The organism is Thauera terpenica 58Eu (genome assembly GCF_000443165.1).
Lineage (GTDB): Bacteria > Pseudomonadota > Gammaproteobacteria > Burkholderiales > Rhodocyclaceae > Thauera > Thauera terpenica.
In genome coordinates this window covers 115,493-133,265 of the sequence record NZ_ATJV01000125.1, presented here as the reverse complement: position 1 = coordinate 133,265, position 17,773 = coordinate 115,493, and the positions used below count along the sequence as shown (strand labels likewise).

The 17,773-nt window shown below is 67.1% G+C and carries 15 protein-coding genes and 1 tRNA gene; 4 read left to right on the top strand and 12 right to left on the bottom strand.

The window, feature by feature from the left end; genetic code table 11:
- Window positions 1–8 precede the first annotated feature (8 nt).
- The 4 genes from flgM (at window position 9) to parC (ending at window position 5,206) form a co-directional block, all read left to right on the top strand.
- Window positions 9–134: a flagellar biosynthesis anti-sigma factor FlgM gene (gene flgM / locus M622_RS39180; RefSeq protein ID WP_370696060.1), complete on the top strand. Its 126-nt coding sequence runs from the start codon at window positions 9–11 to the stop codon at window positions 132–134.
- 69 nt (window positions 135–203) lie between these two features.
- Complete coding sequence (locus tag M622_RS39175; protein ID WP_031347663.1) at window positions 204–695, top strand: flagella synthesis protein FlgN; 492 nt, start codon at window positions 204–206, stop codon at window positions 693–695.
- A gap of 64 nt (window positions 696–759) precedes the next feature.
- Window positions 760–2,751, top strand: coding sequence for a DNA topoisomerase IV subunit B (locus M622_RS39170; RefSeq protein ID WP_021251207.1), 1,992 nt, complete (start codon window positions 760–762; stop codon window positions 2,749–2,751).
- A 19-nt stretch (window positions 2,752–2,770) separates the two neighbouring features.
- Complete coding sequence (gene parC / locus M622_RS39165) at window positions 2,771–5,206, top strand: DNA topoisomerase IV subunit A (protein ID WP_021251206.1); 2,436 nt, start codon at window positions 2,771–2,773, stop codon at window positions 5,204–5,206.
- Between the two features lie 80 nt (window positions 5,207–5,286).
- Here parC and motD read toward each other — a convergent pair whose 3' ends face one another.
- The 12 genes from motD to rlmD form a co-directional block, all read right to left on the bottom strand.
- Window positions 5,287–6,147, bottom strand: a complete 861-nt coding sequence (gene motD, locus M622_RS39160; protein WP_021251205.1) for a flagellar motor protein MotD — start codon at window positions 6,145–6,147, stop codon at window positions 5,287–5,289.
- Window positions 6,148–6,165: 18 nt separating this feature from the next.
- Window positions 6,166–6,906: a flagellar motor protein gene (locus tag M622_RS39155; protein ID WP_021251204.1), complete on the bottom strand. Its 741-nt coding sequence runs from the start codon at window positions 6,904–6,906 to the stop codon at window positions 6,166–6,168.
- 33 nt (window positions 6,907–6,939) lie between these two features.
- The gene (locus M622_RS39150) at window positions 6,940–7,710 is read right to left on the bottom strand and encodes an RNA polymerase sigma factor FliA (RefSeq protein ID WP_031347660.1); all 771 of its coding nucleotides are present in this window, start codon (window positions 7,708–7,710) and stop codon (window positions 6,940–6,942) included.
- Between the two features lie 125 nt (window positions 7,711–7,835).
- Window positions 7,836–8,627, bottom strand: coding sequence for a MinD/ParA family ATP-binding protein (locus M622_RS39145; protein WP_021251202.1), 792 nt, complete (start codon window positions 8,625–8,627; stop codon window positions 7,836–7,838).
- A 1-nt stretch (window position 8,628) separates the two neighbouring features.
- A complete protein-coding gene (flhF, locus tag M622_RS39140) occupies window positions 8,629–10,071 on the bottom strand; it encodes a flagellar biosynthesis GTPase FlhF (RefSeq protein WP_021251201.1) in 1,443 nt (480 codons plus the stop codon).
- A 156-nt stretch (window positions 10,072–10,227) separates the two neighbouring features.
- The gene (flhA, locus tag M622_RS39135) at window positions 10,228–12,333 is read right to left on the bottom strand and encodes a flagellar biosynthesis protein FlhA (RefSeq protein ID WP_021251200.1); all 2,106 of its coding nucleotides are present in this window, start codon (window positions 12,331–12,333) and stop codon (window positions 10,228–10,230) included.
- Window positions 12,334–12,344: 11 nt separating this feature from the next.
- Window positions 12,345–13,487 carry a flagellar biosynthesis protein FlhB gene (gene flhB / locus M622_RS39130; RefSeq protein ID WP_031347659.1) on the bottom strand — a complete coding sequence of 381 codons (1,143 nt, stop codon included), beginning with the start codon at window positions 13,485–13,487 and terminating at the stop codon, window positions 12,345–12,347.
- A gap of 189 nt (window positions 13,488–13,676) precedes the next feature.
- A complete protein-coding gene (locus M622_RS39125; RefSeq protein WP_021251198.1) occupies window positions 13,677–14,126 on the bottom strand; it encodes a DUF192 domain-containing protein in 450 nt (149 codons plus the stop codon).
- Window positions 14,123–14,800: a pseudouridine synthase gene (locus tag M622_RS39120; RefSeq protein ID WP_040831450.1), complete on the bottom strand. Its 678-nt coding sequence runs from the start codon at window positions 14,798–14,800 to the stop codon at window positions 14,123–14,125. Before M622_RS39120 ends, M622_RS39125 begins: the two co-directional genes overlap by 4 nt.
- A 62-nt stretch (window positions 14,801–14,862) precedes the next feature.
- A tRNA-Ser gene (locus tag M622_RS39115) sits at window positions 14,863–14,950 on the bottom strand.
- A gap of 116 nt (window positions 14,951–15,066) precedes the next feature.
- Window positions 15,067–16,083 (bottom strand): biotin synthase BioB, encoded by a 1,017-nt coding sequence (bioB, locus tag M622_RS39110; protein WP_021251197.1) that lies wholly within the window; start codon window positions 16,081–16,083, stop codon window positions 15,067–15,069.
- Window positions 16,084–16,412: 329 nt separating this feature from the next.
- On the bottom strand, window positions 16,413–17,714 hold the full coding sequence (gene rlmD, locus M622_RS39105) for a 23S rRNA (uracil(1939)-C(5))-methyltransferase RlmD (RefSeq protein WP_021251196.1): 1,302 nt from the start codon (window positions 17,712–17,714) through the stop codon (window positions 16,413–16,415).
- Window positions 17,715–17,773: the final 59 nt, after the last annotated feature.

The following is a 17,773-nucleotide window of genomic DNA, read 5'->3' as shown; positions in this document are numbered from 1 at the left end:
CCCCCGATATCGACCAGAAGCGGGTGGACGAAATCCGCCAGGCCATCACCGAGGGCCGCTTCAAGATCGACTCCAGCCGCATTGCAGATGGGCTGATCAGCAGCGTCAGGGACATGCTCGAGTCACGCGGCTGAAGCAGCGAGGAGTAAGATTGAACTCCCGACGCCAGGACTGCCGCCCTCCCCCCAGGACGGCTTGACATGATGAAGCAATCCGCCCCGCTCCCCACCCCCGCCAGCCAACAGCGTCTCGCGCTGCTGATTGAAGCTGAGGCCATGCAGTTGGGAGAGTTCCTCGCGCTTCTCGAGCGCGAAGAAGGCATGCTGGTCAACGGCGATACCGACGCGCTATTGGGAATCGCCAAAATAAAGAACGAACGCTACCGCGAACTCCAGCGCCTGCATGACGAACGCGCTCGTCTGCTCGGGGGAATGGGGCACAGCGTCTCGGACGCCTCGATTCGCAGCATCTGCACCGGCCTGCCGCGCGTGCTGGCGCGCTGGGACGAAGTCCTGGAACTGGCCCGCAGCGCACGCGCACGCAACGAAATCAACGGCAAGCTCATCCTCGAGCGCATGGCGCACAACCAGGCCGCGCTCTCGGTGCTGCTGGCCGCAGCCGACCAGGCACCGCTCTACGACGCCGACGGCCACACGCGCACGGTCGGTGGCGGGCGCATCCTGGGCAGCGCCTGAACATTCATACAGCCCCCGCCTCTGCTATCCTTGCGCCCTTCGTGAAACCGAACGGACCCGCAGCATGGCTGGCAAGCAAGACGCTCCCAAGCAGCAGTACGACGAATCCTCCTTCCGCGTCCTGAAAGGGCTGGAACCGGTGCGCGAGCGCCCCGGCATGTACACCCGCACCGACAGCCCGGCGCACATCATCCAGGAAGTCATCGACAACGCCGCCGACGAGGCCCTGGGCGGTTTTGCCAAAACCATCCAGGTCACCCTGCACCTGGACGGCTCGGTCACGGTGGCCGACGACGGGCGCGGCATCCCGGTCGGCCTGCACGCCGAGGAAGGCGTGCCGGTGGTGGTGCTGGCCTATACCCGGTTGCATGCCGGCGGCAAGTTCGACAAACGCGAGGGCAATTCAGCCTACGCCTTTTCCGGCGGCCTGCACGGCGTGGGCGTGTCGGTGACCAATGCGCTGTCGACCCGCATCGAAGTCGAGATCCGGCGCGAGGGCAAGATTCACCGCATCGACTTTGCCGACGGCGGCGAAACCATCAGCCCGGTGCGCATCGAAGGCAGCTGCGGCCGCCAGACCGGCACCCGAGTGCGGGTGTGGCCGGACGCGCGCTACTTCGACACGCCGCGCGTCCCCCTGGGCGAACTCGAGCGCCTGCTGCGCTCCAAGGCGGTGCTGCTGTCCGGCGTGGGCGTGCGGCTCGACATCGAGCAGAGCGACGCCCCCACGCTGAGCAAGACCTGGACCTATCCGGAAGGGCTGGCGGGCTACCTGAAGGAGCTCGCAGGCGACACCGAAGCCGTGGCCCCCATCTTCACCGGCGAAAAATACGCCACCCGCGACGATCCCAGCTTCGCCGCGGGTGAGGGCGCGGCCTGGGCGCTGGCCTGGTTCGAGACCGCGGTGCCGAGCGAGTCCTACGTGAACCTGATCCCGACCTTCAATGGCGGCACGCACGAATCCGGCCTGCGCGCCGGCGTGTTCGAGGCGCTGAAGTCCTTCATCGACCACCACAGCCTGCTGCCGCGCGGGGTCAAGCTGCAGCAGGACGATGTGTGCGGACGCATGAGCTTCGTGCTCTCGGCGCGCCTGCTCGATCCGCAGTTTCAGGGGCAGGTGAAGGAGAAGCTGAACTCGCGCGAGGCGGTGAAGCTGGTGTCCTCGCAGCTGCGCGATCCCTTCGAGATCTGGCTCAACAACCACGTCGAAGCCGGCAAGGCGATTGCCGAGTTCTCCATCAAGCAGGCGCTGGCGCGGCAGAAAAGCGCACAGAAAGTCGAGAAGAGAAAGACCTCGGGCGTGGCGGTACTGCCCGGCAAGCTGTCGGACTGCGAATCCGAGGACATCGCCGACAACGAGCTCTTCCTGGTCGAAGGCGACTCCGCCGGCGGCTCCGCGAAGATGGCGCGCAACAAGGAAACCCAGGCCATCCTGCCCCTGCGCGGCAAGGTGCTGAACACCTGGGAGGTGGACCCGGACCGTCTCTTTGCCAACGCCGAAATCCACGACATCGCGGTGGCCCTGGGCGTGGATGCGCACAAGGCAGACAGCGTGGTCGACCTCTCCAGCCTGCGTTACGGCAAGGTCGTCATCATGTCCGACGCCGACGTCGATGGCGCCCACATCCAGACCCTGCTGCTGACCCTGTTCTTCCGCCACTTCCCGAAACTGATCGAGCACGGCCACGTGTATGTCGCCCAGCCGCCGCTATACCGCATCGACGTCCCCGCGCAGGGCAAGAAGCGCCCGCCGCGCCGCCTGTACGCGCTGGACGAGGGCGAGCTGCTCGCCATGCGCGAGCGCCTGGAGAAGGAAGGTTATCGCCCCGAGGCCATCGAGATCGGCCGCTTCAAGGGCCTGGGCGAGATGAACCCCGAGCAACTGCGCGAAACCACCATGGACCCGGCGACGCGCCGCATGCAGCCGGTGAAGGTGCGCCGCGGCGCCATCGAGGCCACGCTGAAGATGTTCACCCTCTTGATGGGCAAGGGTGAAGCCTCTGGCCGGCGCGCCTGGATGGAAGAAAAGGGCGACAGCGTCGAGGCGGACATCTGAGCACGAGAGGATTCAGCACATGAGCACCGACACCCCGGACCTGTTCGACCCCCTGTACGCCCCCGAGGCACCGACACCGGCGCCAACCAGCCCTGCTGCGAGCGCTGCCGCCGCGCCCCCGGAGCGCGAGCCGCAACACGGCGCCGGGCCGCCGCCTGCCCCGCCGTCCGCTGCGGAGCCCGAACCCGAACCCGAGGACGACGGCAGCCTGGCGCTGGACCGCTTTGCCGAACGCGCCTACCTGGGCTACGCCATGAGCGTGGTCAAGTCGCGCGCCCTGCCGCAGGTGGAAGACGGCCTCAAGCCGGTGCAGCGCCGCATCCTGTTCGCGATGAACGAGATGCGCCTGTCGTCCACCTCCAAGCACGTCAAGTCAGCGCGCGTGGTGGGCGACGTCATCGGCAAATATCACCCGCACGGTGACAGCCCGGTGTACGACGCCATGGTGCGGGTGGCGCAGGACTTCTCGCTGCGCTACCCGCTGGTCGACGGCCAGGGCAACTTCGGCTCGCGCGACGGCGACTCCGCGGCGGCGATGCGCTACACCGAATGCCGCCTGACGCCGATCGCCGAACTGCTGCTGGCCGAGATCGACCGCGGCACGGTGGACTTCATCCCCAATTACGACGGCGCCTTCGCCGAACCGCAACTGCTGCCCGCGCGCCTGCCCTTCGTGCTGCTCAATGGCGCCTCGGGCATCGCCGTGGGCATGGCGACGGAGATCCCGCCACACAATCTGCGCGAAGTCGTGAGCGCCACCTGCCACCTCATCCGCAACCCGCAGGCCAGCCTCGCTGAGGTGCTGGAGATGCTGCCCAGCCCCGACTTTCCCGGCGGCGGCCAGCTCATCTCCACGCCCGAGGCGATCCGCGACGCCTACGCCAGCGGCCGCGGCAGCCTGCGCCTGCGCGCACGCTGGCGCGTGGAGGAACTGGCACGCGGGCAGTGGCGGATCATCATCGAAGAGCTGCCGCACGGCGTATCGACCGCGAGCGTGCTGTCCGAGATCGAGACCCTGACCAACCCGCAGCCGCGTGGCGCCAGGAAGGAGGTGTCGCAGGAGCAGAAGAACCTCAAGCAGCTCGTGCTCGGCGTGCTCGACAGCGTGCGCGACGAGTCCAGCGACAAGGCGCCGATACGCATCGTGCTCGAGCCCAAGTCCAGCCGCCAGAACCGCGACGAATTCATGTCGGTGCTGCTCGCCCACACCAGCCTCGAGACCTCGGTGTCGATCAACATGACCATGATCGGTCGTGATGGGCGACCGCAGCAGAAGAACCTGGTGCAGATCCTGCGCGAATGGATCGACTTCCGCTATGTCACCGTCGAGCGCCGCACCCGCCACCGCCTGGACGAGGTCGAGCGCCGCATCCACATCCTCGAAGGCCGCATGATCGCCTTCCTCCATATCGAGGAAGTGATCCGCGTGATCCGCGAATCGGACGAACCCAAGCCAGCGCTGATCGCCGCCTTCGGCCTGTCCGAGGTACAGGCCGAGGACATCCTCGAGATCCGCCTGCGTCAGCTCGCCCGCCTCGAAGGCTTCAGGATCGAGAAGGAGCTCGCTGAGCTCCAGGACGAACGCAGCGGCCTGCAACACATCCTCGACAGCCGCACGGCGATGACGCGGCTGATCCTGAAGGAACTCCAGGACGACGCCAGGAAGTACGGCGACGATAGGCGCACCGTGATCAAGACCGTCGCCGCCGTGGCGCCGGCGGAGATTTCAGTGCCCGACGAAGCCTTGACCGTCATCGTGTCGAAGAACGGCTGGGTGCGCTCACGCCAGGGCCATGGCATAGACCCGGCGACGATCAGCTACAAGGCCGGCGACTTCGGCTTCGCGGTGATCGAGACGCGCAGCACCTGGCCGCTGATCGTCATCGACAGCAATGGCCGCGCCTACACGGTGAAGGTGTCCGAGCTGCCGGGCGGGCGCGGCGATGGCGTGCCGATGACGACCCTGGTCGAGTTCCAGGATGGCGGCAAGCTGGCACAAGTGCTGTCGGACGCACCCGACGCGGTCTATCTGTTCGCCAACAGCGGCGGCTACGGCTTTCTGTGCACGCTGGCCGGTGCCAGCAGCCGCCAGCGCGCGGGCAAGGCCTTCATGAACCTGGACCAGGGCGAGAGACTGCTGGCGCCGGCCAAGGCCGATGGCAACTGGATCGCCGCCGTCTCGGAGAACGGCCGCCTGCTGATGTTTGCGCGCGCGGAGATGAAGACCCAGAGCGGTGGGCGTGGCGTGATCGTGATGGCGCTGGAAGCCGGCGAAGCGCTGGCCGCCGTCGCCGTGCCGGCCGACGACGCGGTGCTGACGGTGGAAGGCATCGGTCGCGGCAACAAGGCGGTGAGCCTCACGCTCAAGCCGGCCCAACGCGAAACGCTACGTCAGCGCCGTGCGCGCAAGGGCTCGGCGCTGACGCCGAGGGTGAAGCCAGAGCGCATGGTCTGAGTCAGCAGCAGCGAGCAGAGGCGGAGGGCACACCCCCTGCCTTGAACGCCTGAGGGTCTTGGCGCCCACTCTGGAGGAACTCATTGCGACACGCTGCCACTCTCAGCCTGGCTGCCGCTGGAGACGGCGGGCGCGGTTGGAAGGATGGAGCGAATCGGATCGTTGGGTGGGATGATGGCCGGCCCGATCGGCGCGGGCTCGGCGTCATGCGATTCGAGCAGGATGGTGACACGACGGTTGCGCCCCCTGCCCGCCTCGGCCGCATTGTCAGCCACCGGGCGCTGGTCGGCATAGCCCGCGGCCGTCAGGCGGTCGGGACGCACGCCGCTATCGATGAACAGCCTCGCCACCGTAGACGCGCGCACCGCCGACAGCTCCCAGTTTGACGGAAAGCGGTAGGTGTTGATCGGGGTGTTGTCGGTGTGGCCTTCGATGGTGATCGGGAACACCGAGGCCGCCAGCACTTGCGCCACCGCGCGCAGGGCCTCGCTGGCGCTGCCGCCCAGCGCCGCCTCACCGGGCGCGAACAACAGCGCGGCGTTGATCTCGATGCTGATGCCGAAAGCCCCTTCGGACACCGTGACCTGGCCGTTCTGCGCCAGGCTCCCCATCACGCGCCGAATTTCGTCCGCCATGCTGCGCATCTGCGCGGCGGTCTGCTTGCGGCGCGCTTCGGTCGCCTCCCGCAGCTCGGCACTGGCGGGCGGCAGGGGCTTGATCACGGGCGGGACGATGAGTTGCCGACCGCTGTCGTTGATGCTGAGGCTGCGAAAGGCCTGCACGATGGAATCGGACAGCACCCGATACTGGCCTTCGTTGACCGATGACAGTGAATACATGACGACAAAAAAGGCGAACAGCAAGGTGATGAAGTCGGCGTAGGACACCAGCCAGCGTTCGTGGTTTTCGTGCTCTTCCTCTACCCTGCGCCGACGTGCCATGTGCTGCCTCGTATTGCGTCAGACCACGTAGCCCTGCATGCGGCTGGCGATGATGCGGGGGTTGTCGCCGTTGGCGATGCCCACGATGCCGTCGACGAACATTTCGCGCTGCAGGGTCAGTGCGGAGATATGCGCTACCAGCTTCTTCGCAATCGGCAGGAACACCAGATTGGCAAAGCCCACGCCGTAGATGGTGGCGACAAAGGCCACCGCGATCCCGGCCCCGAGCTTGGACGGATCGGACAGATTCTCCATGACGTGGATCAGCCCCATCACCGCGCCCAGGATGCCGATCGTCGGCGCATAGCCACCCGCTGCGTCCCAGATCCTGGCCGACTGGCGCAGCTGCGCCTCCCACACGCCGATCTCCACCTCCAGCACCTCACGCAGACGCACCGGCTCCACGCCATCGACCAGCAGTTGCAGCCCCTTGCGCATGAAGGGGTCGGGCAGACCGGCAACCCGCTTCTCCAGCATCAGCAAGCCCTCCTTGCGCGCCACCTGGCTCCAGTCCGCCACCTGATCGATCATGCGCCGGTGCTCGACACGCGGTGGCAGGAACACCCAACTCGCCATGCGGATGCCGTCGACGAAGGTGCGCAAGGGGCTTTGCAACATCACCGCGCCGAGGGTGCCGCCGATGACGATGAGAAAAGCCGTGGGCTGGACCAGGGACGAAACATGCCCGCCTTCGAGCACCTGCCCACCGACGATGGCAACCAGGGCAAGCGCGAGGCCAAAGACGCTGATGCGGTCCATATCAGGGCTGTCCGGCAGGCATGGCGTTCATCATCAACCGTGCACCTGTTTTTTGGGCGGGCGACCACGCCGCGCCGGAGTGGGCAGGGGCGCGGCACCGCTCAAGGTGCTCGCGCGCAGGCGCGCCACGGCCTGGCTGTGCAGCTGGCACACGCGCGACTCGGTGACGCCGAGCACCTCACCGATCTCGCGCAGGTTCAGATCCTCGTCGTAGTACAGCGCCATCACCATCTGCTCGCGCTCGGGCAAGGCCTCGATGGCGCTGACCAGACGCCGGCGCATGTCCGCATCCTCGAGCATGTCGAGTGGATCAGACCCCTGGTGCACCAGATGACGCTCGAGGTAATCATCGTCGCCGTCACGGCTGAAGTCCTCGAGGTAGACGAGCTGGTGACCGCGCGCCTCGTGCAGCATGTGCTGGTATTCGTCCAGCGACACGCCAAGCGCTGCGGCGAGTTCGGTCTCGGACGGCGCGCGGCCGTTTTGCTGCTCCAGGCTGTGGATGGCGGATTCGATGCGGCGCATGTCACGCCTCAGGCTGCGTGGCAGCCAGTCGTTCTCACGCAGGCCGTCGAGCATGGCGCCGCGCACGCGCTGCACCGCGTAGGTCTCGAACTGTGCTCCCAGCCCGTCCTGATAGCGGCCGATGGCATCGAGCAGACCGATCATGCCGTTCTGGATGAGGTCATCGACATCGACGCTGGCGGGCAGGCGCGACATGAGCTGGTATGCAATCCGCTTCACCAGCGGCGCATGGGTTTCGACCAGATACCCCTTGTCAAGATTAGCTTTCGCGTCGTACATCCATTGAGCCCGTGTGTGCTTGCGGCGTGCAGCAGGAAGCATGACGCCGGGAATATCCATGTGCGCGCATTGTCCCGCAGTGGCCAGGCCTTTACCAGCGTGAGGCCTCACCTTGCGTCTTGCGCTCAGGCCCGAAGGCCACGCGCACTGCGACTCAAGCCATCGATGCGACGCATGAAGGCGGCGCTCGCCGCGCGCGCCGACGGCGGCACGCTGGCCTGGGTCAGCCCCCCGAGCAGATCATCACGCTCGACCTCGCCCAGCCACACCAGCGGCAAGCCCACATGGCGCCTCACCAGCGCCTCCAGGCTGGCAAAGAAGGCCGCAGCGTCGGCCTTGTTGCGCGCCCGGCACACTGCCACATGCACCGAGCCGGCGCCAGCGGCCGCCAGGGCCTTGATCGTGCGATAGGCCTCGGTGGCGCCACTGGCACTGGCCTCGGCCACCAACAGCCGACGGGGGGCGGCATTGACGAAGGGCGAGGGTTCGGCCGCGCGCTCGCCGTCGGCATGCACGAGCACGATGCTGGCGTGGCGATGCAGGATGCGCAGCGCCTCGATGACGCAGGCACGGCGCGCATCGTCGAGCAAGGGCAGGGTCAGCGCTGCGGCCACCGTGGGCACGCGCCCGAGCAGGCCGCGCGCGGGCTGCAGCACGTCGGCGAGCGTGGTGCGCCCGTCGAGCACCTGCAGCAGATCGCGCCCCGGGTCAAGGCCCAGGGTGGCGCCCAGACCTGCTTCACCCTCGCCCTCATCCAGAATCAGCACGCGCTCGGCATGACCAGCGAGGCGATGGGCGGTGAGCACCGCGTTGTGCGTACGGTGCCGACCACAGGCATACAGCGCCACCACCTGCGGTGGCGCGCGGCGAAACAAGCGTCTGAGCCCGGCGGCCTGGTCTTCGCGTCCATCGAGCATGTCAGTCTCCTCCGCCCACCGCGGCCAGCATCATGCCGGCCTCGTCCTCGTGCAGATGCCAGGGCGACTCCGCGCTGTGCTCGCGCAGCGCACGGTGCAGCAGATAGGCGCGGTTGGGCAGGTGCAGGTCTTCGGGCACGCGCTGGCCGTTGGTCAGATAGCGGATGTCCAGTCCGTGGCGTACTGCCACGTCCAGCGCCGGGGCGAGCGAGGCCGCCTCGTCGACCTTGGTCAGGATGCAGCCCGCAAGATCCGGGCCGGCGTAGGCGCGCACCACGTCGTCCAGGGTGTCGCCGCGCGCGGTGGCGTTGAGCAGCAGCAGGCGGCGCACATCGCCCACGCCCGACAGCATCTTCGCCTGCTCGGCCACCATGCGGTCGCGCTGGCTCATGCCCATGGTGTCGATGAGCACCATGTGCTTGTTGCGCAGGCCGGCCAGGGTCTGGCGCAGGTCGGCGCCGTCGCGCACCGAGAACACCGGCACGCCGAGAATGCGGCCATAGATGCGCAGCTGCTCCTGGGCGCCGATACGATAGCCATCGGTGGTGATGAGGGCGAGACGACTGGCGCCATGACGCACCACACAGCGCGCGGCGAGCTTGGCGGTGGTGGTGGTCTTGCCGACGCCGGTGGGGCCGACGAGGGCGAAGACGCCGCCATGGTCGATGAAGTCCTCATCCGAGGCGCGCGCGCGCACCATGCGGTCGAGCGCAACACCGGCGGCCTCGCGCGCCTCGATGCGAGTGGCGTCCTCACGCACCGCTTCTGCCAGTTTGCGCGCGATGCTCGCGGAGAAGCCCGCCTCGAGCAGTTCGCCCAGCAAGGCGGCGCGTGCCGGCGCGTGGCGACGGGTTTCGCCCCAGGCAAAGCCGGCGAGCTGGCGCTCTATCATGCCGCGAATGCCGGACAACTCCTCCATCAGACGGGCGTTGGTTTCCTGCAGCTCGCGCATGCGTGCGCTGCCAAACTCGTCGCTCGCTGCACGCGCCGCAGGGGCGACCGCTGCAGGCTGCAGGGGCTGCTGACGGGGACGCGGTGCAAAGTCGGAAGTCTCGATGCGCGGCGGACTGAAGGGGCGCATCTCCTGAGCTTGCGCCGCAGCGGACGAGGCCGCAGGACGCGCGGCATTGCGCGCGGCACTGGCGGCGAGCGCCGACAGACTGACGCGAAAATCACTGTCCACAGCCTCGGCAGGATTGGAAGCCGGGGCCGCGGCGGGCATGGAGCGAGCGCTCGCGACGTTGGCCGCGGGCGGCGACTTCGCTGCCACTGCGGCGCGGTTGGCCGCCTGCAGCGCGCTGACGGCCTCGCCCGGCAAGGCCAGAATCTCGACGCCACCTTCGACCGCACGGTTGGACAGCACGATCGCATCGGGCCCGAGCGCCTCCTTCAAGGCACGCAGGGCCTCGCGGGCGGTAGGGGCAAAGTAGCGTTTTACGTTCATGGCGTTTCTCCGGGCGGTCCGACTTTGACCGCAGCTTGAGAAGGATTATGGCCACTACGACGCCATGTCCTTGGGCCGAATAAACCACCTTTCCGCCGCCTATTCGATGCGCGGGCGATGCTCGGGACGCACGCGCCGCGGTGTCGCGCCGCGTTCTCAGCCCTGCTGCATGCCCACCATCGCGGTCACCCGGATGGTGCGCGACTCGGGCACCTCGTTGTTCGAGATGACCTTCAGCGAGGGCACGGCACGGCGCAGGAAGCGTGACAGCAGCATGCGCAGCGACGCCGGCACCAGCAGCACTGGGGGCAGGCCGATGTCCTCCTGACGCTGGGCAATCTCGGCGGTCTGGCGCAGCAAGGTGTCGGCCAGTCCGGGCTCGATCGCAGCGCCCTCACCGCCCGTACCCATGGCCTGCAGCAGGATGCGCTCGAGCGCGGGCTCGAGCGCCATCACCTGCACCTCGGCGCTGCCCGGGAACAGCGCCTGCACGATCGCCCGCCCCAGCGCTTCCCGCACCTTGGCGGTGAGCTGCACTGCGTCCTGGGTGCGCGGTGCGTTCTCGGCCAACACCTCGATGATGCTGCGCATGTCGCGAATATTGACGCCTTCTTCGAGCAGGTTCTGCAGCACGCGCTGCAAGGTGCCGATGGGCAGGGTCTTGGGCACCAGGTCTTCGATGAGCTTGGGCGAGTCCTTGCTGACGTGGTCGAGCAGGGCCTGGGTTTCCTGACGGCCGAGGAGCTCGGCGGCATGGTTGAGGATGACGTGGTTGAGGTGGGTGGCGACCACGGTGCTGGCATCGACCACGGTGTAGCCCAGCGCGTGGGCGTTCTCGCGCATGCCGGGGTCGATCCACACCGCGGGCAGGCCGAAGGCGGGATCGGTGGTTTCGCGCCCCGGCAGCGGGCCCGAGACACGCCCCGGATTGATCGCCATGAGCTGGCCCGGATAGGCTTCGCCCGCGCCCACCTCGACACCCTTGAGGGCAATGCGATAGCCGTTGGGCTTGAGCTCGAGGTTGTCACGGATGTGCACCGGCGAGGACAGGAAGCCCACCTCCTGGGCAAACTTCTTGCGCAGGCCGCGGATGCGCTTGAGCAGTTCACCATCCTGGCCCTTGTCCACCATCGGGATCAGGCGATAGCCCACCTCCAGGCCCAGCACGTCGACCTGGGCGACGTCGTTCCAGCTCGCCTCGTGCGCATCGGGCGGCGGCGCGGCGCTCTGTGCAGCGGCGGCAGGTGCGCGCGCGGCGAGGGTCTCCTCCTCCATGCGCTTGCGTCGCAACCACGCCAGCGCGCCCAGGGTTGCGGCGAGCAGGAGGAAGACCAGGTTGGGCATGCCGGGGATGAGACCCAGGATGCCGATGATGGCCCCGGTCAGGATCAGGACCTGCGGATTGGAGAACAGCTGCCCGATCACCAGCCCGCCGATGTCACCGTCGTCACCGACGCGTGACACCACCAGGCCGGCTGCGACCGAGATGATGAGCGCCGGGATCTGCGCCACCAGACCGTCACCGATCGTCAGCAAGGTGTAGGTGTGAGCCGCCTCACCCACCGCCATGTCGTGCTGCATGACGCCCACGAACAGGCCGCCGATGACGTTGATGGCCAGGATGAGGATGCCGGCGACGGCGTCGCCGCGCACGAATTTGGAGGCACCGTCCATGGCGCCGTAGAAGTCGGCTTCCTGCGCGATCTCCTTGCGCCGGCGCTTGGCTTCGCTTTCATCGACCAGGCCGGCGTTGAGGTCGGCGTCGATCGCCATCTGCTTGCCGGGCATCGCGTCCAGGGTGAAGCGCGCCGACACTTCGGCAATCCGGCCCGCACCCTTGGTGATGACGACGAAGTTGATCAGGGTGAGGATGACGAACACCACCAGACCGACCGCGGTATTGCCGCCGACGAGGAAGTTGCCGAAGGCCTCGATGACCTTGCCCGCCGCATCCGGGCCGGAGTGCCCCTCGAGCAGCACGATCCGGGTCGAGGCCACGTTCAGCGACAGACGCAGCAGGGTCGTCACCAGCAGCACGGTGGGGAACACGGAGAAATCCAGGGGCCGGTTCGAGTACATCGCCACCAGCATCACCATCACCGAGATGGCGATGTTGAAGGTGAAGAACACGTCGAGCAGGAAGACCGGCAGCGGCAACACCATCATCGACAGGATCATGATGATGAGGATGGGCGCGGCGAGCTGGCGCAGATTGCTCGGCGTCAGCAGGCGGCGCAGATTCAGGGTGTCTTGCAGGGCCATGGTTCAGGCGCTCATTGGTCCGGCGAGCCGGGGTCCATGCCCGCGGGCACGGGCAGGTGGGCGGGCGGAGGCGGCGGCAATCCCCCTTCTTTCATCCAGGTATCGAGCTGGTAAACATAGGCCATGACCTCTGCCACCGCGGTAAACAGCGCGGCGGGAATGGCCTGCTCGAGCTCGCAGTGCTTGTACAGGGCACGCGCCAGTGGCGCGGCTTCGAGCACGGGCACCTTGTTCTCGCGCGCCAGCTCACGAATCTTGAGCGCGGTCTCACCGCGCCCCTTGGCGATCACCACTGGCGCCCCCATGCGCTGGGCGTCATATTTGAGCGCGACCGAGAAGTGGGTCGGGTTGGTCACCACCACATCGGCCTTGGGCACCTCGGCCATCATGCGCCGGCGCGCCATCTCGCGCTGCATGGCGCGGATGCGGCCCTTGACCTGCGGGTCGCCCTCCTGCTCCTTGCCCTCGCGCTTGACCTCTTCCTTCGTCATGCGCAGCTTCTTGTGGTATTGCCAGAGCTGGAAGGGCACGTCCATGAGCGCCAGCAGACCCAGGCTGGCCGCGATCAGCACCGCGGCAAAGATGACCGTGGAGGAGAAGTCCGCCAGCCCCACTTCGAGCGGCGTCACCATGAGGTCGAACAGGTGGTCCTTGTTCGACCACAGCACCATCGAGGCCACGCCACCGATCAGCACCGACTTCAGGATTGCCTTCACCATCTCGGCCAGGCCGTGCACCGAGAACATGCGCGACAGGCCCTGCAGCGGATTCATGCGGCTGAACTTGAAACCCAGCGCCTTGGGCGCAAACACCAGCCCGCCGAGCACCACCGGCGCCGCCAGCGCCGCCACCATCAGGGTGAGGAAGAGCGGCATCAGCATCAGCAGCGCGCCACCGAGCTGGCCGCGCAAGACCTCCAGCATCAGCGTCACGTCGAATGCGGTCTCGCGCTCGAAGGCAAAACCCGTGCGCAGCAGCGCCAGCATGCGCTCGGCCATCCAGCCACCGAGCAGCCACAAGGTGAGTACACCGGTGATGGTGACGAAAAAAGTCGACAGCTCGCGCGATTGCGGAACCTGACCTTCCTCGCGCGCCTGTTCCAGACGTCGTGATGATGGGGCTTCTGTCTTCTCGAGATCACTGTCTTCAGCCACGCCCGACTCCATCGCCGTCCCTGCGCGCAGCAAAAAGCGCGGACGCGAGACGACGTGTGCGGATTATGGGCCGCGAGCGGCAATTTCTGCCGCTCGAAGAAAGGCGGGAAAGACCCCCTATTCCTTGCTTGCGCCGACGCGATTCAGCCTGCCCGGCTCAGTTCAGCGCAGCCCTGCCGCATCGCGGCCTCAGCGTGCGGCCGGCAGGCGATCGAAGCCGCGCAGGACGTCACCGGCCTTGATGCCGCGTTCGCGGAACCAGCCCAGGTTCATTTCCAGCGCGAAGCGCGCAGGCGCTGCGGCGCAGTGGTTGTCCTCGCTTTGCGGCTGCATGTCCTCGATGTTGATCACCTTGCCCTGCGCGTCGACAAAGGCGACCGACAGCGGCAGAAAGGTGTTCTTCATCCACATGCAGTGGGTGGCGTCGTGCTCGAACACGAACACCATGCCGCGCTGCGGCGCCATCGTCTTGCGCATCATCAGCCCGACCTGGCGTGCCTGCGCGGTATGCGCCACCTCGGCTTCGATGCGATACATGCCGGCACCGAGCTCGGCGAGTGGCATGGGCTGCGCCAGGCTGGGGCCAGCGCACAGCACCGCGCCCAGCAGCGCGCCCTTCATGATCGACTGTCGCTTCATTTTCCTGATCCTGGATCGGTCCTGACGCGCCGCATCTTACCCGTGCCGGCTGCAACCCGGGGCGCACGAGCGGGCGCAGCAGGACCCGAGCCCGTGCGCCGAGCGGAAGATGACCTGAGGGCGGGCAGTGCCGGCAGCGGCGCTTCACGCCACTGCCCGGGTGCGAGGCCGGCGAGCGTCCACGGCCCGATCGCCACCCGCAGCAGACGCAGGGTGGGAAAGCCGATCCTTGCCGTCATGCGCCTCACCTGCCGATTCTTGCCCTCGCGCAGCACGATTTCCAGCCAGCTCGTCGGTACTGTCTTGCGAAAGCGCACCGGCGGGTCGCGTGGCCACAGCCAGTCGGGCTCAGTGATCAGGCGCGCCTCACAGGGCTGAGTGCGAAAGTCGCCCAGATCCAGCCCGCCACACAGCTGTGCCAGTGCCGCCGCGTCGGGCTCGCCTTCGACCTGGACCAGATAGGTCTTGGGCTGCTTGTGGCGCGGATCGGCAATGTGGTGCTGCAACGCGCCGTCATCGGTGAGCAACAGCAAGCCCTCGCTGTCGGTGTCGAGGCGGCCGGCGGCGTACACGCCGGGCACCGCGACGTAATCCTTCAACGTCGGCCGCCCGGCCTCGTCACTGAACTGACACAGCACGCCATGGGGTTTGTTGAAGAGAAGCAGCGTGGACACCAGCGCTCCGAAAACCGGCCCGGAAAAAACAAAACCCGCCTGCGCGGCGGGTCGAAAGAGGATGGCGGAAGCGGTGAGATTCGAACTCACGGACGGTTACCCGTCGCCGGTTTTCAAGACCGGTGCCTTAAACCACTCGGCCACGCTTCCTGCACAAGCTTTGAAGAGGGTGGCATTGACCCGCATTGCCACGGCTTCAGGGGCGCGGATTATAACATCGACTGCGTTGTAACGGCGCCTCTGTATTGACTCAGCGCCCGCGAGGCTCAGCCGCCCGCGCCGCCCTCGACATGCATGTCGAGTCGTTCGAGCAGGCTGCGGTCGCGCCCGGTGTGCGGGTTGGGGGTGGTCAGCAGGTGATCTCCGTAGAAGATCGAGTTCGCGCCCGCCATCAGACACAGGGCTTGCAAGGCCTCGTCCATCTGCTCGCGGCCGGCCGACAGACGAACATGGGTGCGCGGCATGGTGATGCGGGCAACGGCGATCGTGCGCACGAACTCGAAGGGGTCGATCGGCGCGACGTCGGCCAGCGGCGTGCCGGGAATGGGCACCAGATTGTTGATCGGCACGGACTCGGGATAGGGCTCGAGATTGGCCAGTTGTGCGATCAGGCCGGCGCGGTGGGCGCGCGTCTCGCCCATGCCGACGATGCCGCCGCTGCACACGTTGATGCCGGCCGAGCGCACGTTGCCCAGGGTGTCGAGGCGATCCTGGTAGCTTCGGGTGCCCACCACCTTGCCGTAATACTCGGGTGCCGTGTCGAGGTTGTGATTGTAGTAGTCGAGTCCGGCCTGCTTGAGTGACTGCGCCTGCTCGGCATCGAGCATGCCCAGCGTCATGCAGGTCTCGAGCCCGAGGGCCTTGACCTCGCGCACCATGGTGGTGACCCGCTCCATGTCGCGTGCCTTCGGCGAACGCCATGCTGCGCCCATGCAGAAGCGGCTGGCGCCCTGGGCCTTGGCCGCACGCGCGGCCTCGATCACCGCGTCCACCGGCATCAGCTTGGCCGCCTTGACCTCGGTGTCGAAGTGGGCGGACTGCGAACAATAGCCGCAGTCTTCGGCGCAGCCGCCGGTCTTGATCGACAGCAGGGTCGACAGCTGTATCGCGCTGGGGTCGAAGTGTTCGCGGTGCACCTGCTGGGCCTGGAAAACCAGATCCATGAAAGCTCGCGCGAACAAGGCTTCGATGTCCGCGACGCGCCAGCGCCCGGCTGCGCCCGGTGCAGGCGTGCTTGCCGTGCGGCGCAAGGCCTCGGGCGAAAGAGTGGCAACAGTGCTCATGGGACCTCCGACAAGATGCTTCGAGATTGGAACAGCACAGGTGCAGCGCCGCGGCCAGCGTGACCGCTGGAGCGTGAGCTCACGCCGGCCCACATCACCTACGGCACCGGCTTGAGCTGCTCGCGCGCTGACGGTGGAGGACTGACAGGGCGCGTCACAACGCCTTGTAATTCATAATTATCAATGGACGGGCCGGATTCTCGCAGCTGCAGTGCAAAATTAAAAGCCCCCACATCGCCCCGCATCGTCCCCTTCTGCCGCGCGCAAGGCCTTGTGCTGCGCTGCCCGGAACGCCTGTCCTCGACGGCACCGCGCAGCATCCGAAGCGCTCAGTCGCGCTCGAACAGCGCGATGGACTCGACGTGTGAGGTGTGCGGAAACATGTTGGCCACCCCTGCCCCGCGCAGCACATAGCCCTTTTCATGCACCAGCACCGCGGCGTCGCGCGCCAGCGTCGCCGGGTTGCACGACACATAGACGATGCGTCGCGGGCGCTGCGCTGCGCTGATGGCCTTGACCACCGCAATCGCCCCTTCGCGCGGCGGATCGATCAGCAGCTTGTCGAGCGGCCCCAGCGCCGCCAGGCTGTCTTCGGTGCTCTCGAACAGGTCCGCCGCATGGAATTCGCAGCGCGCAGCCAGCCCATTGCTTTCGGCGTTGGCCAGCGCACGCGCGACCAGCGAGGTACTGCCCTCCACCCCCACCATGGTCGCGCCCAGGCGCGCAATCGGCAGGCTGAAATTACCCAGCCCGCAGAACAGGTCGGCGATGCGCTCGCCAGGGCGCGGGTCGAGCAGTTGCATCGCGCGCCGCACCAGCAGACGGTTGATGTGCACGTTGACCTGGGTGAAGTCGGTGGGGCGAAAATCCATCCTCACGTCGAACTCGGGCAGGGTGTAGGCCAGCCCAGGACCCTCCTGCGGGTGCAGCCGCGCGGCGCTTTCCGGCCCTGCGGGCTGAAGCCAGACCTGGACGCCATGGGTGTCGGCGAAAACCGTGAGGGCGTTCAGGTCGCGCGCGCTGAAGGGCAACAGGTGGCGGAATACGAAGGCCGTGGCCGTGTCGCTGACGGCGATCTCGATCTGCGGCACCCGGTCGGCAACCGACAGGCCAGCGATCAGGACGTGCAGCGCTGGCACCAGCGCCGAGATCTGCGCCGGCAACACCACACACGACTGCATGTCGGCGATGTGGCTCGAGCGCTTCTGGTGAAAGCCGATCAACACCCCGCCCTTGCTCGGCACCACCCTTACGCTCAGGCGTGCACGATGGCGATAGCCCCAGGCTGGACCATCGATGAGCGCATGGATGATCTCTGGCTCGATCTTGCCGATGTGCCACAAGGCGTCTTCCAGCATGCGCTGCTTGGCCGCAGCCTGCGCCAACGCGTCGAGGTGCTGCATGGAGCAGCCGCCACAGCTGCCGAAATGCGCGCAAGGCGGCACAACCCGCTGCGCACTCGCCCGCACTACCCGCCTCACCTCCGCCTGCGCATAGCGCGGGCGCTCGCGCAGGAGCGCGTATTCCACCTTCTCACCGGGCAGCGCGCCCTCGATGAAGATGGCCTTGCCGTCGACATGGCTGACGCCGCGACCTTCGTGATCGAGCGATTCGATGAGTGCAACAGACATGAGGGGTTCGCCAGAAAAAGTCGCGCGATTCTACCGCGTCCGCAGGCTCCCACCCCGCA